At 74.5% G+C, this 14,694-nt stretch carries 12 protein-coding genes; 4 read left to right on the top strand and 8 right to left on the bottom strand.

All coding sequences use genetic code 11. The annotated features are described in order from the left end of the window. Positions 1–167 precede the first annotated feature (167 nt). The 4 genes from DS079_RS14800 to dut all read right to left on the bottom strand — a co-directional run bounded on the left by DS079_RS14800 (position 168) and on the right by dut (position 3,691). Entirely contained in the window at positions 168–1,490 is a 1,323-nt protein-coding gene (locus DS079_RS14800; RefSeq protein WP_126988588.1) for a class I SAM-dependent RNA methyltransferase, read from the bottom strand. Between the two features lie 121 nt (positions 1,491–1,611). Further along, positions 1,612–2,433, bottom strand: coding sequence for a DUF3159 domain-containing protein (locus tag DS079_RS14795; RefSeq protein ID WP_126988587.1), 822 nt, complete (start codon positions 2,431–2,433; stop codon positions 1,612–1,614). Beyond that, on the bottom strand, positions 2,430–3,209 hold the full coding sequence (locus DS079_RS14790) for a DUF3710 domain-containing protein (RefSeq protein ID WP_126988643.1): 780 nt from the start codon (positions 3,207–3,209) through the stop codon (positions 2,430–2,432). The genes DS079_RS14795 and DS079_RS14790 overlap by 4 nt, the downstream gene beginning before the upstream one ends. A gap of 2 nt (positions 3,210–3,211) precedes the next feature. Then, positions 3,212–3,691: a dUTP diphosphatase gene (gene dut / locus DS079_RS14785; protein ID WP_053917255.1), complete on the bottom strand. Its 480-nt coding sequence runs from the start codon at positions 3,689–3,691 to the stop codon at positions 3,212–3,214. Between the two features lie 74 nt (positions 3,692–3,765). On the opposite strand from dut, the gene DS079_RS14780 reads away from it, so the two are divergent. Continuing rightward, positions 3,766–4,314, top strand: a complete 549-nt coding sequence (locus DS079_RS14780) for a DUF3093 domain-containing protein (RefSeq protein WP_241237682.1) — start codon at positions 3,766–3,768, stop codon at positions 4,312–4,314. A gap of 151 nt (positions 4,315–4,465) precedes the next feature. Here DS079_RS14780 and DS079_RS14775 read toward each other — a convergent pair whose 3' ends face one another. After that, positions 4,466–4,768, bottom strand: a complete 303-nt coding sequence (locus DS079_RS14775; RefSeq protein WP_010550618.1) for a DUF4193 domain-containing protein — start codon at positions 4,766–4,768, stop codon at positions 4,466–4,468. 295 nt (positions 4,769–5,063) lie between these two features. On the opposite strand from DS079_RS14775, the gene sepH reads away from it, so the two are divergent. Next, positions 5,064–6,407, top strand: a complete 1,344-nt coding sequence (gene sepH / locus DS079_RS14770) for a septation protein SepH (protein WP_126988586.1) — start codon at positions 5,064–5,066, stop codon at positions 6,405–6,407. 60 nt (positions 6,408–6,467) lie between these two features. Here sepH and DS079_RS14765 read toward each other — a convergent pair whose 3' ends face one another. From DS079_RS14765 to DS079_RS14755, 3 genes are read right to left on the bottom strand one after another with little or no spacing between them, the layout of a single operon-like run. Continuing rightward, positions 6,468–7,601 (bottom strand): alkaline phosphatase family protein, encoded by a 1,134-nt coding sequence (locus DS079_RS14765; protein WP_126988585.1) that lies wholly within the window; start codon positions 7,599–7,601, stop codon positions 6,468–6,470. 17 nt (positions 7,602–7,618) lie between these two features. Continuing rightward, a complete protein-coding gene (locus DS079_RS14760; protein WP_053917252.1) occupies positions 7,619–8,194 on the bottom strand; it encodes a DUF5998 family protein in 576 nt (191 codons plus the stop codon). A 37-nt stretch (positions 8,195–8,231) separates the two neighbouring features. Further along, positions 8,232–10,982, bottom strand: a complete 2,751-nt coding sequence (locus DS079_RS14755) for a bifunctional acetate--CoA ligase family protein/GNAT family N-acetyltransferase (RefSeq protein ID WP_126988584.1) — start codon at positions 10,980–10,982, stop codon at positions 8,232–8,234. Between the two features lie 103 nt (positions 10,983–11,085). On the opposite strand from DS079_RS14755, the gene DS079_RS14750 reads away from it, so the two are divergent. Together DS079_RS14750 and DS079_RS14745 are read left to right on the top strand one after the other, a co-directional pair. Next, positions 11,086–13,542 (top strand): DNA gyrase/topoisomerase IV subunit A, encoded by a 2,457-nt coding sequence (locus DS079_RS14750; RefSeq protein ID WP_164736273.1) that lies wholly within the window; start codon positions 11,086–11,088, stop codon positions 13,540–13,542. Positions 13,543–13,545: 3 nt separating this feature from the next. Beyond that, a complete protein-coding gene (locus DS079_RS14745; protein ID WP_126988582.1) occupies positions 13,546–14,682 on the top strand; it encodes a DUF998 domain-containing protein in 1,137 nt (378 codons plus the stop codon). Positions 14,683–14,694: the final 12 nt, after the last annotated feature.

Raw genomic sequence — 14,694 nt, 5'->3', positions numbered from 1 at the left:
GCACGGCAGGCGATCGCGCACCTAGGGGCCCGACGCGGAGGGCGCGGGCCGAGGAGGGGGTGCCGGGCGGATCCCCGGCAAGTATCTTGAAGTCAAGATAAATCATACCACGCAGGACCCCATGGTCCTGACAGGGCGTCATCTGCGCCGGGCGCGTGTCGGCCCGGTCAGCCCGCGGAGCGCTCGAGGACCGCGACGGACTCGATGTGGTGCGTGTGCGGGAAGAGGTCGAAGGCGCGCAGGTCCTTGACCTGCCATCCCTTGCCCTCGATCGCGGCGAGGTCGCGGGCGAGGGTGGCGGGCTCGCAGGAGACGTACACGATGCGCTGGCGCACGGCGCCGGCGAGCAGCCCCATCAGCTCGACGCCCGCGCCGGCGCGCGGCGGATCCAGGACCACCGCGTCGACCCCGCCGCGGCGTGCGCGCACCCAGTCGGTGACATCGGCCGTGGCGGTGGAGACCTGCGGGAGGTCCTCGAGGTTCTGGGCGGCCAGCTGGGAGGCGCGGCGGTTGCCCTCGACGGAGACGACCGAGCCGCCCGTGCCCACCTGCTCCGCGGCGACCGCGGCGAAGACGCCGACGCCGCCGTAGAGGTCCCAGGCGCTGCCGCCGCGCGGGGCGTGCAGAGCGGAGTCGACGACCTCGGTGAGCAGCTCCGCGGCCCGGCGGTGGGACTGCCAGAAGCCGGTGGCGCTGACGGTGAACATCCGCTCGCCCAGACGCTCGTGGACGGTGCCGTCGCCGCGCAGCGGGACGAGGCCGCGGCCGGTGCGGACCGCGACGTCGGCGTCGCCCCAGCTCTCCGGGATCTCGATCGTCTCGGGATCCAGGTCGCGGCCGATCAGCACCACCGAGGCCGGACCGGCCGAGGGGGCCACGGCGTCGACGGCCTCGGTGCCCTCGGGAGCGGTCCACTCCCCCAGGCGCAGCGCGCGCACCGCGGGGGCCGACAGGGGATCCTCCCCCACGGGACGCACCTCGTGGGAGCGCCAGCCGCGCATCCCGACCTCCCCGTCGGGGCCGACGGCGTAGCGCACCCGGGTGCGCCAGCCGAGCCCGTCGGCGTCGTGCGGGGCGGGCTCGACCTGCACCTGCTCGATCGGGAAGCTCGTCACCCCGGCGCGGCGCAGCAGCTCCTGCATGACCTCGCTCGCGATGCGGCGCTGGGCGGGCAGGGCGATGTGCGCCCATTCCGCGCCGCCGACGCCGTCGACCCCGGCCTCCTCCCACACCGTGGGGACCCGGTCGGGGCCGGCCTCGAGCACGTCGAGCGCCTCGGCGCGCCAGAAGCGGGCATCGGCCTTCGCCTGGGGGTCCTCGAGGAGGCGGGCGGTGACGGTCTCCCCCGGCGCGGTGCCGCGCACGAAGACGACCCGGCCCTCGTGGCGGGCCACGAAGGTGCCGCCGGCGGCGGGAGGGCCGGCGGTGACCGTGAGGACTCGGCCGCCGGGGGCGGGGCTGCTCGGCGCGCTGTCGGCATCGGGGGTCATCGGACCACTCTCCTCCACTCCGGGTCCGAGCCCGGCTCGGACGGCGGCAGAACTCTCGACGGGCACATCGTGCACCATCATCTCATCCAGTGGACGGTGCGCTGACCGCGCCGGTCGTGGTTCAGCGGAGGCCGCGGCGGGCGAGCAGCCCGCGGTGCATGAGCCAGACGAGATAGGCGATCACCGCGAAGGCCGGCAGGCCCATGGCGATCTTCGCCGCGCCGAGCGCCGCGACCTGGCCGGTCAGCAGCAGCGGGAGCTGCACGGCGAGCTTGGCCGCGTACAGCCCCGCGAACAGGAGCGTCGCACGGGTGTACACGCGGCGGCCGTCCTCGTGCTCGCGCCAGTCCGACACCCGCGGGTCCAGCAGCGCGACGACCACGCCGACCAGCGGATGCCGCAGGGCGAGGGAGAGCAGGAGCACGGCCAGCGAGACGGCGTTGGTGACGATGCCCGGCCAGTAGAAGTCGGACCCCTCCCCGGAGCGGACCGCGAGGACCGCGCCGAGCGCGACCCCGATCAGCCCGCCGATCACGGTCGAGGGGCTCTGGCGCTGGACGAGGCGCACCACCAGCATCACCACGACGGCCGCGACCGCGGCGCCCGCGGCGAGGCCCACGGCACCTGTGGCGACGAAGAGCACGACGAACAGCAGCGTCGGCAGCACCGACTCCACGATCCCGCGGCGCCCACCGATCGCGTCGGCGACGGAGAACTCCTCCTCCTGGAGCACGGCGCCGAGGCCGCTGCGGGTCGATCCCTCCCCGCCCGCGGGCTCTCCCGCGGGCTGATGGTCCGCCGGGGGCGCGCCCTGCGCGCCGGCCCCGGGAGCGGGCGCGACATCGGAGCCGCTGCGCGGCGTGGATCCGCCAGCAGGCGCGGGGTCGGAGGGCGAGTCGGCCGGGTCCCGACGGGGCCGGCCGCCGGCGCGGTGGGTGCTCATCCGATCTCGGTGATCTCCGGACCGCGGGCGAGCGGGTCCAGCGGGCCGGAGCGGATCTGGTTGAGGCCCGGACGCTCGCCGGGCAGGTGCAGGGGGATCAGCTCCTGCGGCGCCATCGCCTCCGCGCCGCGCACGACGACCAGGCGGGAGACGAGGGTCTCGAAGCGGCGCGCCTGCTCGGGGTCGGCCAGCGCCTTGCCGGAGAGGACCGCGCGCAGCAGCCAGCGCCGCCCGTCGACGCCCATGAAGCGCGCGGGACGGTAGGCGGTGCGGCCGTCGGCCCGCTTGACGGGCATGCGCGCGATCAGCTCGGTCCCGAAGGCGCCCGGGCGTGTCTCGGCGGTGCCGCCCTGCTTGACCACGGACTCGCGCAGCTTGCCCCGCACCTCCTCCCAGATCCCGCGGGACTTGGGGGCAGCGAAGGCCTGGACCTGCAGCGAGGAGCCCTCGATGACGAGGTTCGCGCCGGTCACGGCGTTCGTGCGCTGGTCGACCTCCATCCGCAGCTCCATGCCGTCGATGGCGGGGACCAGCAGGCCGCCGAGGTCGATGCGGTCCTCGTCGGGCGCGTCGGCCTCGTCGTAGGGCCCGTCCTCGAGGTGGTCCCCGCGTGCGGGGGCGTCCCCCTCGACCTCGGGCTCGTCCTCGGGGAGGGCGTCGTCGGCCGCGCCCTCGTCCTCCGGGGCGTCGTCCGGCGCGGGCGAGTCGCGGTCCAGGGCGTCCAGCCCCTCGATCTCCTCCGGCTCCTGCCGCTTCCTGCGGGAGAACAGTCCCATGGTCATCCCTCCTGGTGGTGTGCGCCGCCGAAGCCGCCGCTGGAGCCGAACCCGGCGGTGGCCCGGTCCGTCTGCTCGAGGTCGTCGACCTCCTGCAGCACGGGGGCCAGGAACGGCACCACCACGAGCTGGGCGATCCGGTCGCCGACGTGGAGGGGGAAGTCCTCCGTCGGATCGGTGTTGTGCAGCGCGACCTTGAGCGGTCCGCGATAGCCGGCGTCCACGATACCGGGGCCGTTGAGGACCGTGACGCCGTGCTTCGCGGCGAGGCCCGAGCGGGGGCAGACGAGTCCCACGGTGCCGGGCGGGAGGGCGACGGCGAGGCCGGTGTCGACCAGTGCGCGGCCGCCCGCGGGGATCACGAGCTCCTCGGCGCTGGCGAGGTCGAGGCCGGCGTCGTCGGCATGGGCGCGGTGCGGGAGCGGGGTCGCGCCGGTGCGGCGGATCCGCAGCGGTGCGCTGGTGTCGGGATCGGCAGACATGACGCCAGGGTAGGCGCTCAGGCGGCGTCCTCCGCGCACCGGAGGTCCAGGGAGTGCGTGAGACCATGGTGGGCATGTCCGCCTCTGCCGTTCCTCCCGCCGCCGAGTCCCCGTCCGAGCGGTCCGCCGCCGGTGCGGCCCCCGTCTCCGGGAGCGGTGCCGGGACGCCGCTCCACCGCGAGCACCTCCTGCCCGGCGTCGGCGCCTGGGTGATCGGCATGGCGATCGGCGCAGCGCTCGGGCTCGTCATCGTGCCCCTGCACCTCGGCGCGGCGATCGCGCTGTCGGCGGTCTCCATCGTGATCGCGATCGTGCTGCTGATCTCCTACTCCCCCGTGCTGGAGGTCTCGGACGGCCGGTTCCGCCTGGGCCGCGCCCGGATCGACGTGACGGAGCTGGGCGAGCCGCAGGTGCTGCGCGGCGAGGACTGGGCTCTCACGATCGGCCAGGACTTCGAGCCGCTGGCTCACCACGAGGTGCGCGGCTGGACCCGCAGCGGGATCCGCGTCGAGGTGCTGGATCCGGAGGACCCGACCACCGCGTGGGTCGCCTCGACCCGTCGCCCCGAGGACCTCGCCCTCGCTCTGCGCACCGCCCAGCAGCAGGCGCGGCGCGCGGCCTGACCGGCGGCGCCGTCCACGACCTCGCCAAAGACGCGCCACGGCCCGTCCGGACGCGACCGGTCCGGGAACGACGAACGGCACCTCCCTGTCGGGAGGTGCCGTTCCTGCTTCAGGGGTTCTCCCCCTCTGCTGACCCGCGCTCGCGCGCACGTCAGGCCGCCGCGCACTCCTTGCAGATGATGAGCGTGCCCTCGACGTGGTCGATCTGGCTGCGGTGCTTCACGAGGAAGCAGCTGGCGCACGTGAACTCGTCCGCCTGGCGGGGGAGCACGCGCACGGAGAGCTCCTCGCCGGAGAGGTCGGCGCCCGGGAGCTCGTAGGAGTCGGCCGCCTCGGCCTCGTCCTCGTCGACTGTGGGGGTCGCCGCCTCGTTCCGTCGGCCCTTCAGCTCCTCGATGGAGTCGTCGTTCGACTCGTCGTCGTTCTTGCGCGGGGCGTCGTAATCAGTGGCCATCTACGGTCCGTTCCTGGTTGTCTGCGGGGTCGTACGACCTGGGTGTGGGCATGTCCGCGCCGGCGCGGCCACTAGGGACCGCATCCGACCGGTCCGGGTCCCAACGCTGAATGCGGCGGCATTATTGCAGAGGCACCCGTGAGCGGCAACACGACGTCCCCGCCCCGTCGGCGTCCGGTGCCGACGGCCCGGGCGCGTCCGGCGCGCACCCAGGCGTCGCACTGTAGGGTCACGGCCTAGACTGTGCCTGCGAGCGACCAGGCTCCGAGACCAGGCTCGGACGGAGAGGACGACGATGCGCGAGCTCGATCTCGACGGGATCCACGACGACGGGGAGCATCTGCTCCTGGTCGACTCCGACGGCGATCGGTACACCCTGCGGATCGACCGCGCGCTGCGCGCCGCGGTGCGCTCGGACCGTCCCGCGCTGAACATGATCCAGGCGGCCGACGCGACCCCGCTGCGCCCCAAGGAGATCCAGGCGATGCTCCGCGCCGGCCGCAGCGCGGAGGAGATCTCGGAGACCTCCGAGATCCCCCTCGAGCACGTCCGCCGCTACGAGGGGCCGGTGCTCGCCGAGCGCGAGTGGACCGCCCAGCGGGCGCGCACCTTCCCCGTCGGCCGCGGCGGCCCCGCCCTCCAGGAGGTCGTCGCCGAGCGGCTCGCCGCCCGCGAGGCGACCGGCGAGAGCGCCTGGGACGCCTGGCGGCGCCCCGACGGCACCTGGACCCTCGAGCTGACCTTCTCCGCGGGCGGTCGCACCCGGCAGGCCCACTGGGCCGCCGATGTCGAGACCCGCTCCGTGTCCCCGCTGGACGACGAGGCCCGATGGATCAGCGACGAGGACGCCCCGCCGGAGCCCAGCCGCGGCCGCGGCCGGCTCCAGGCCGTGAAGTCCTCCGTGTACGACCTCGAGGCCGACGGCTCGCTCGAGGGCGAGTCGCCCCGCGCCCGCACCTGGCCGCCCCGCCGTCCCGTGGCGGACGAGCACCCCTCCGCGCTCGAGGACAGCGAGCTCGATGCGCTCAACGCCCGTCGCGGGATGCGCTCCGTGCCCCGCCCCGACGACTCCGCGACCGTCTGGTCGGGGCTCGACGAGACCGTCGAGGAGCCCGGCGACGACGGCACCGATGCGCAGGGCTCCGGGCTCGCCGCCGATCCCGCTCCGCACACCGATCACGCGCGTCCCGTCGCACCGGTGCTCGCCGGCCCGGCGCCGGCTGAGGCCGGATCGGGCGCCGGGGCGGACGAGTCCCCCGCCGACCACGACCCGGACGCGGAGGCCCTGCGCGAGCACTCCTCGGCGCCGGAGGAGCAGGACGGGCAGGCCGCCGACGAGGAGCTCGCCGCCGAGGACCCCTCGGACTCCCCGAGCGCGCAGGACGGCGCCGACGACCCGGCCGAGGAGACCTCCGACGAGGCGGGCGACGAGCCCGAGGAGCCGGGGATCCAGTACCAGGACACCGTGGACCTCACGCCGCTGCCCGGCTTCGACGACGCCTCCGCCGCCGCGCGGGGAGAGGGCTCCGGCGAGTCCGAGGAGCCCGCGAAGCCGGCCCGGAAGTCCTCCCGGTCGAAGAGCAAGCGCGCCTCGATGCCCAGCTGGGACGAGATCGTCTTCGGCTCCCGGAACGACTGAGCCGTCTCCCGGGGCCGCCGCGGGTGGCCCTGCCCACCGGGCATCGCGCCGCGGCAGGGCTCAGGTGATCGTGCGCAGCAGCGGCACGACCGCCTCCGCCGAGGTGAGCGATCCGTGCACCCCGATCATCGACCGGGCCGTCTCGGGGCGGCGTGAGAAGTCGTCCACGCCCCAGCGTCCGCGGGCGAGGACGAGCACGTCGGCGATCCGTCCCCGGACGTGCGCGGGGATCGCCGTGGCAGCCGGGCCGAGCAGCCCCGAGGCGAGCACCTGGTCCCGGGTGAGGACCAGGGCGCGCTCCCCCATCAGCACGCGCATCCGCTCGGCGAGCTCCTCGGCGGCGCCGTCGCCGGGCACCGCGTGCAGGGCGAGCGCCCTCGCCTCCCCCGTCACCTCCTCGACCAGGGACAGGATCGCCGGCTCCTCCGCGAGGTCGACGGTGTGCGCGGCGGAGGTGTCGACCATCCCGTGATCGGCGGTGAGGTGGACGCGGGTCCCCCGGGGGACGCGTCGAAGCAGCGTGCCGATCAGCGCGTCGACCTCGGCGAGCGCGGTGCGCCACGTCTCGGAGTCGATGCCGTGCGCGTGGCCCGCGTGGTCCACGTCGTCCACGTGCAGGTGCACCAGCGCGTCCGGGCCGCCGCGGTGCAGCGCGGTGCGCACCGCCTCGACGCGGTCCCCGCGCCCCTGGGCGAGGAACTCCCAGCCGCGATAGGCGACGCCGCTGAGATGGGAGCGGGCGTGCTTGGCGGGGGCGACCTGCACGGCGCGGCGCGCCCCGGCCTCCACCGGGGTCGTGAGCGGCATCCAGGCGTGGGGGTCCAGGCCCGGGGCGCCGGTCAGCTGGTTGACGGCACGGCGGCCCACGGGGTCGAAGCCGAGATAGCCCAGCACCCCGTGCTCGAGCGGTGCGAGCCCCGTGTGCAGGGAGACCATCGCGCTGGCGGTCGTCGACGGGGTGACCGTGCGGATCCGCTCGACGGAGCCCTCGAGGCGCCTCAGCGTCGGGGTGAGCGCCCGGTGCTCGGCCAGCAGGTCCGCGCCGACGCCGTCGAGCAGCACCACCAGGTCCCGTCCCTCCTCGGGCGCGGAGGCGAGGGGGGCGAGCACGTCCAGCAGGCCCGGCCGCTCCCCCGCGGCGAAGGGCGGGGGGAGCAGGTCCTCGGGCCAGTCGGGCAGGGCGGGATCGTCCATCTCGGCCATGCTCCGGCTCAGGCCCCGAGGTCGTCGATCGCCTCGAGGAGGCGGTCGTGGAAGGCGAGCGCCTCCTCGACCGCGGCCTCGCCGTCGGCCAGCGCGCTGACCCGCAGCGCGAGGTCCGCGGGGGCGGAGCTGCCGGTGTAGCCGTGGTCCGCCTGGCAGGTGGGGTCGCCGCAGTCGGCCGGCTCGAGGTCGAGGCGACGGCTGCCGTCCCAGGTCACTCCGAGGGTGATCTCGGACTCGCGGCCCGTGGCGAGCTGCCCGTCGGTGTCGAAGACCTGGGACAGGCCCGTCGAGGTGATGCGGCGCAGACGCACCCGCTCGGTGGTGGAGACGACCTGGCTGGGGTTCAGCGCGTCCGCGGGGTCGTCGTCGAGATGGGTGATCAGCAGGTGCGTCGCGGTGAGCACGACGACGGTGAGGTGCCGTCGCACCTCGGGGCCGTCGAAGGTGGTCTCGGCGCGCACGAGGTGCGTGAGCACGGCCGCTCCGCGCAGGGAGCGCTCGATGCTGCGGGAGGCGGCCTGGGGGAAGTACCCGGCGGTCTCGAGGTCCTTCCGGAGGTCGGCGGGCAGGGCGGTGGTCATCGCCCCAGTCTCCCACGCGGCGGCGGCCGCACGGTCCTCAGGCACCGGGCGGTCCGGACAGCGTGCGGCGCGCCCCGTCGGTGCGGTTCGGCGCGGGGGCGAGCCGTGCTCCTGCCCCGACCACGGTGAGGCCGTGCTGGGCGACCAGCACCGGGTACAGCTCGAGGAAGGCGAGCTCGGGCAGGTCCTCGGCGAGGAGGCCCACCCGGACCACCAGGTCGGCGAGCGCGTCGCGGTCCGCGGGCGGCAGCCCCCGGGTGCCGCGGAGCTTCACGGCGCTGGCGGGGGCGTCGACGAGCCGGTGCGCACCGGCCTCGCTGAAGGGCGGGATCGCATAGGCGATGTCGTCCAGGAGGTCGGTCGCGTCCCCCGCCACGGACAGGGAGAGCACCGGCCCCAGGGAGGGGTCCTCGACGCTGCGCACCACCATCGGCACCCCGGCCGGCGCCATCGCCTGCACCTCGAGCGGTGCGGAGGAGTAGGAGAGGTCCTTGTGCATGGCCTGCACCGCATGGCGCAGCTGGACGGCGTCGGGGATCCCCAGGCGCACCCCGCCGAGGTCCGCACGATGGCGCAGCACGGGATCGGTGCTCTTCAGCGCGACGGGATATCCGATCTCGGCGGCGCGCGCGAGCGCCTCCTCCTCGTCGACGACGCGTCGGCCCTGCAGCAGCTCGATGCCGTAGGCGGCCAGGAGCGCGGCGACGTCGTCTCCCCCGACCTCGACCTCGGCGCCGGTGCGGTCCCCGGGGTCCGACGGGCTCCCCGCGCCGGGGTGGTCCCTCAGGAGCCGCTCGGCGATCTCCCGCGCCGCGACGCGGTCCACGTCCTCGCGCCGGGCCGGCTCCTCGTCGTCGGCCGCAGGGCGCAGCGCCGCCTCGAGCAGGCCGGAGGCGGCGCGGACGACGGCGAAGGGGGTGGCGTGCACCGGCGGGAGCTGCGGGTCGACGCGCACCCGGCCGCGCAGCGCGTCGAAGCGGTCGCTGCCGGTGACCACGCACACCAGCAGCACCACCTCGGAGTGGCGGGCGACGATCGCCATCTGGCGCAGCACCTCCTCGGCGTCCTCGCCCTGCGCGTCGAGCACCCCGGCGATCACGAGGTCCACCTCGCCCAGCGCCGCCATCGTGGTGAAGGCGCGCTGGATCAGACGCGGGTCCGGCGAGAGGGGGACGGAGCGGTTCTCGGCCACGATGCGCAGCCCGGCACGGTCAGCGGCGCCGCGCAGCGAGGCGCCGAGCGCCGCCGTGTTGGAGAGGATCCCGACCCTCGGCCCGAGCGGGAGGCCCTGGCGCTCGATGCCGTCCACGACGTCCAGGAGGTGGTCCACTCCCCCGGTCTGCACGACCCCGGCGGAGTCGAGCACCTGGTCCAGGGCGCGCCGAGGCAGGGTGGAGCGGCGCACGTCGTGGCCGGGCGGCAGATGGGACTCGCTGCCGGGCGGGCGCAGCACGATCAGCGGGGTGCGGCGGGTCAGGCGCCGGGCGATCCGGGTGAACTTGCGCGGGTTCCCCATCGACTCCAGGGCCAGCCCGATCACGCCCACCTCCTCGTCGTCCTCCCAGTGCTGGAGGGTGTCGTTGAGAGAGACGTCGGCGCGGTTGCCCACGCCCACGAACTCGTGCAGGCCGATCCCGCGGGCATCGGTGCCGGCCAGGAGCATCGCGGAGAGCGCGCTGGACTGGCCGGCGAGCGCGGCCCGCCCCGCGCGCGGCATGTGCGGGGCGAGGGAGAGGCTGAGCGGCGAGTCGCCGGTGCGCAGCATGCCGAGGGATCCCGGGCCCAGCAGCCGCATGCCGTGGCGTCTGATCCGCGCCACCAGCTCGCGCTGGAGGCTCCGGCCGCGCTCGCTGTCGGCGAATCCCTCGGTGGGGATCACGACGCTGCGCACCCCGATCTCTGCGCACTCCTCGACCGCGTCGAGGCAGGCCTCGGGGCGCAGCGCGATCACGGCGAGGTCGACCGGTCCGGGGACCTCGGAGATCCGCGCCCAGGCGCGTCGGCCCCGCAGCTCGAGCGCCTCGCGGGAGACGAGGTGGACGGTGCCGGCGTAGCCGGATCCCTCCAGCGCGGTGAGGAAGCGGCCGCCGACGGAATCGCGGTGGGAGGAGACCCCCACCAGGAGCACGGACTCGGGGTGGAGCAGCCGCTCCATGGCGCGCGCCTCGGCGCGGTGCTCCCGCTCCGCCATCACCGCGAGGGACCGGGCGGTGGGGTCGATCCGGAAGGACACCATCACCACCCCGTCGTCGAGGGTGCGGTCGACGTCGAAGCCCGCCTCGGTGAAGACCTTGATCATCTTCGTGTTCTGCGGGAGCACCTCGGCGGTGAACACGTCGATGCCCTGCTCCCGCGCGGCGGCCGCGAGGTGCTCGAGCAGCACGGACCCCAGGCCCGAGCCCTGCCGGGAATCGGCGACGTTGAAGGCGACCTCCGCCGAGCGCGGGGAGGTCCGGTCGTAGCGGCCGACGGCGACGATGTCCTTTCCCACGAGCACGACGAAGGCGACCCGGTCGCGGTGGTCGACGGTGGTGAAGCGGGTCAGGTCCCGCTCGGACAGCCGCGGCATCGGCGCGAAGAACCGCAGGTACCGCGAGTGCTCGGACTGGCGCTGGTGGAAGGCCTGGAGCGCCTCGGCATCCTCGGGCAGGATCGGGCGCAGGTGCGCGGCCGAGCCGTCGCGCAGGGCGATGTCCGCCTCCCAGTGCGCGGGATAGGCCGGGCCGGCGTCGGTGCCGCCCCGGGCACGTCGTCGCAGTGACCGCAGGCCGTCGCGTCTGTCCGCCATGGCGCGATCCTAGTCCGGCAGGGGCGGGCGTTGACGGGATTCACGTCCCGTCGGGGGCGCGGGATCCCGGGATCATGGCCGGTCATGCGCCATGATGTCCTCCATGGCACGATCACGCAGCACCGCACCGCCCGCAGGGGACGACGCCGTCGACGAGACCATCGTCGACATCGACGTCACCAGCGAGATGGAGTCCTCGTTCCTCGAGTACGCCTACTCCGTGATCTACTCCCGGGCGCTGCCCGACGCGCGAGACGGCCTCAAGCCCGTCCAGCGCCGCATCCTCTACATGATGGCGGAGATGGGCCTGCGCCCCGAGAAGGGGCACGTCAAGAGCCAGCGCGTGGTCGGCGAGGTGATGGGCAAGCTCCACCCCCACGGCGACACCGCGATCTACGACGCGCTGGTGCGCATGGCGCAGGGCTTCAACATGCGCCTGCCGCTGGTGGACGGGCACGGCAACTTCGGCTCCCTGGACAACGGCCCCGCCGCGGCCCGGTACACCGAGGCGCGCCTGGCGAAGGCCGCGCTGCTCATGACGGACTCGCTGGACGAGGACGTCGTGGACATGGTCCCGAACTACGACAACCAGCTCACCCAGCCCGAGGTGCTCCCCGCGCAGTACCCGAACCTCCTGGTCAACGGTGCTTCCGGCATCGCCGTCGGCATGGCCACGAACATGGCGCCGCACAACCTGGTCGAGACGATCGCCGCGGCCCGCCATCTCATCGAGAACCCGGAGGCGGATCTCGAGGAGCTGATGCGCTTCGTGCCCGGCCCGGATCTGCCCACGGGCGGTCGGATCGTGGGCCTGGACGGGATCCGGGACGCCTACCGCACCGGTCGCGGCTCCTTCAAGATGCGGGCCACCACCCGGATCGAGAACGTCACCTCGCGCCGCAAGGGCATCGTCGTCACCGAGCTGCCCTACCAGGTCGGCCCCGAGCGCCTCGCCGAGAAGCTGCGCGATGCGGTGCAGGCCAAGAAGGTCACCGGTATCACCGACTACCAGGACCTCACCGACCGCCACCACGGCTTGCGCCTCGTGCTCACGGTGAAGTCCGGCTTCGAGCCCGAGGCGGTGCTCGAGCAGCTCTACCGCTTCACCCCGCTGGAGGAGTCCTTCGGCATCAACAACGTCGCCCTGGTCGACGGGCAGCCCCGCACGATGGGCCTCAAGCAGCTGCTGGAGGTGTTCGTCGCCCACCGCCTGGCCGTGGTGCGGCGCCGCACCGAGCACCGCCTCGGCAAGCGCAGGGCGCGCCTGCACCTGGTCGAGGGCCTGCTGCTGGCGATCCTCGACATCGACGAGGTCATCCAGATCGTGCGCCAGAGCGACGACGCGGAGACCGCCCGCACCCGCCTGATGCAGGTCTTCGACCTCACCCAGGTGCAGGCCGAGTACATCCTCGAGCTGCGCCTGCGCCGCCTGACGAAGTTCTCGCAGATCGACCTCGAGGCGGAGCGGGACGAGCTGCGGGCCGAGATCGAGCATCTCGAAGAAATTCTGCGATCCGAAGACGTCTTGCGCCGCCTGGTCTCCGACGAGCTGGCCGCCGTCGCGGCCGAGCACGGGGACGCGCGCCGCACGGTGCTGCTCGAGTCCGCCTCCGCCCCGTCGGCGAAGGCGGGCGCCTCCCTCGAGGTCGCCGACGAGCCCTGCGGCGTGCACCTGACCGGCACGGGGCTGATCGCCCGGGTCTCCGGGGAAGGGCCGCTGCTGCGGGAGGGCCCGCGGGGCGCGCACGACGTGATCGTCTCCTCGGTGCGCAGCACCACCCGCGCCGAGGTGGGCGTCGTGACCGATCGCGGCCGGGTGCTGCGGCTGTCCGTCGTGGACCTGCCGAACCTCGCCCCGACCGCCTCGGCGCCCTCCCTCGCCGGCGGCACGCGCCTGGTCGACCTGCTGGAGCTCGAGCGGGACGAGCGCCCGCTGGGCCTGATCCGCCTGGCCGAGGCGGACATCGCCCGCGGCGGCGCGATCGCGCTGGGCACCCGCCAGGGCGTGGTCAAGCGGGTCCAGCTCGACTTCCCCCGCACCGACGGCTTCGAGATCATCTCGCTGAAGGACGGCGACTCCGTCGTCGGCGTCGTGGACCTCGAGGACGACGCGGACCTCGACCTCGTCTTCGTCACGACCGACGCGCAGCTGCTGCACTTCCCCTCCTCCGGCGTGCGCCCCCAGGGCCGCGGGGCGGGCGGCGTGGCCGGGATCAAGCTCGCGGGCGACGCGCAGGTGCTGTCCTTCGGCGTGATCGACGTGACCGCGCCCGCGGACGTCGTCACCGTCGCGGGCAGCTCGGCGACGCTGCCGCTGCTGCAGACCGGCTCGCTCAAGGTCTCCTCGCTGACGGAGTTCCCGGCGAAGGGCCGCTCCACCGCCGGCATGCGCTGCCATCGCTTCCTGCGCGGCGAGGACTCCCTCATCGGCGCGTGGGTGGTGCCGCATCCGGCCCGCGCCTCCTCCGAGGCGGGCCAGCCGATCGACCTTCCCGAGCCCACCGGTCGACGCGACGGCTCCGGCACCCCCGTCCCGGTGCCGATCGCCGCGGTCGGCTGATCCGTGGCCGCCCCCGCCGCGCACCGGGGAACCGGGGCGACCCGCGCCGAGAACGGGCATGTCGCGATCGGCGTCGCCGGCGCGGTCGTCGGCCTCGTGGTGGGTCTGATCGCGCTGCGGGGCACCGCGGCGCTGTCGGGGACCGGATCGATCGGCCAGGTCGCGGCGCTCTCCGTGGCCGGATGCGGGACCGCGACCTCGGTGCTGGTGCTCGTCGCGGACCGGGTGCGCACGATGCCCTGGTTCGGCTCCCGGCCGCTCTGGCGGCGCGCCCTGGACGTGGTGGGGCTCTCTCTCATCCACGGCCTGCTGGGCCTGTTCCTCACCGGCGCGCTGTTCGCGGTGTTCCAGCAGGCCTTCCAGGGCGTGGCGCTGGACCGCTTCGCCGGCACCTTCTGGGTCGCGGCCGCCAGCGGCGGCGCCGCCTACATCGCCTCCTCCTCGGTGATGGCGCTGACCGGCCGCTCGCTCGCGACGCTGCTGGCCGCCTTCGTCACCGTCGGCGTGCTCGCCAGCGCGCTGAGCGCCCCGGACCCGTACTGGTGGGAGCGCTACTTCTCCGAGCTCGGCGAGGGGACCGGAGCCTCCAGCACGATCTTCAACCTCACCCTCCTGCTGACGGGCATCGCCCTGCTGACGGTGGTGGAGTTCATCGCGCACGACCTCGACCGGTGGGCCCGCGCCACGGGCGAGGACCATCGCGCGGTGACCGCGGTGCGGGTGATGCTCACCCTCGTCGGCGTGCTCGTCGCGCTCGTCGCGCTGGTCTCGCGGAGCGTGAGCGTGCTCTGGCACGACATCGTCGCCCAGTCGCTGGTGGTGGTGTTCGGGCTGACGCTGCTGGTGCTGCCGGTGCTGCTGCGCCGCCTGCCCGGGGCCCTGATCGGCTTCACCGCCGGCGCCTTCGCCCTGCTGATGATGGTGGTCGTGCTGTACGCCGGGGTGGGCTACCTGAACTTCACGGCCTTCGAGATGGGAGCGGCGGTGATCGTGTTCGTCTGGCTGCTGCTGCTCATCCGCGCAGTCTCGGCCGCCGCGGAGGGCCTGCCCGAGGACGGCGCCGGGGCCGCGGGTTCGCCGCAGGAGGGTCCTGCCGTGATGCCCGGCCACGAGGACGAGGAGCCCGGCATCTCCTCCTGAGGGCGTGGGACG

The sequence above is a fragment of the Brachybacterium paraconglomeratum genome, from assembly GCF_003994255.1.
In the GTDB taxonomy this organism is placed as follows: Bacteria; Actinomycetota; Actinomycetes; order Actinomycetales; family Dermabacteraceae; genus Brachybacterium; species Brachybacterium conglomeratum.
The sequence above is the reverse complement of the archived record's forward strand: the minus strand, read 5'-3'. Positions and strand labels throughout refer to the sequence as shown.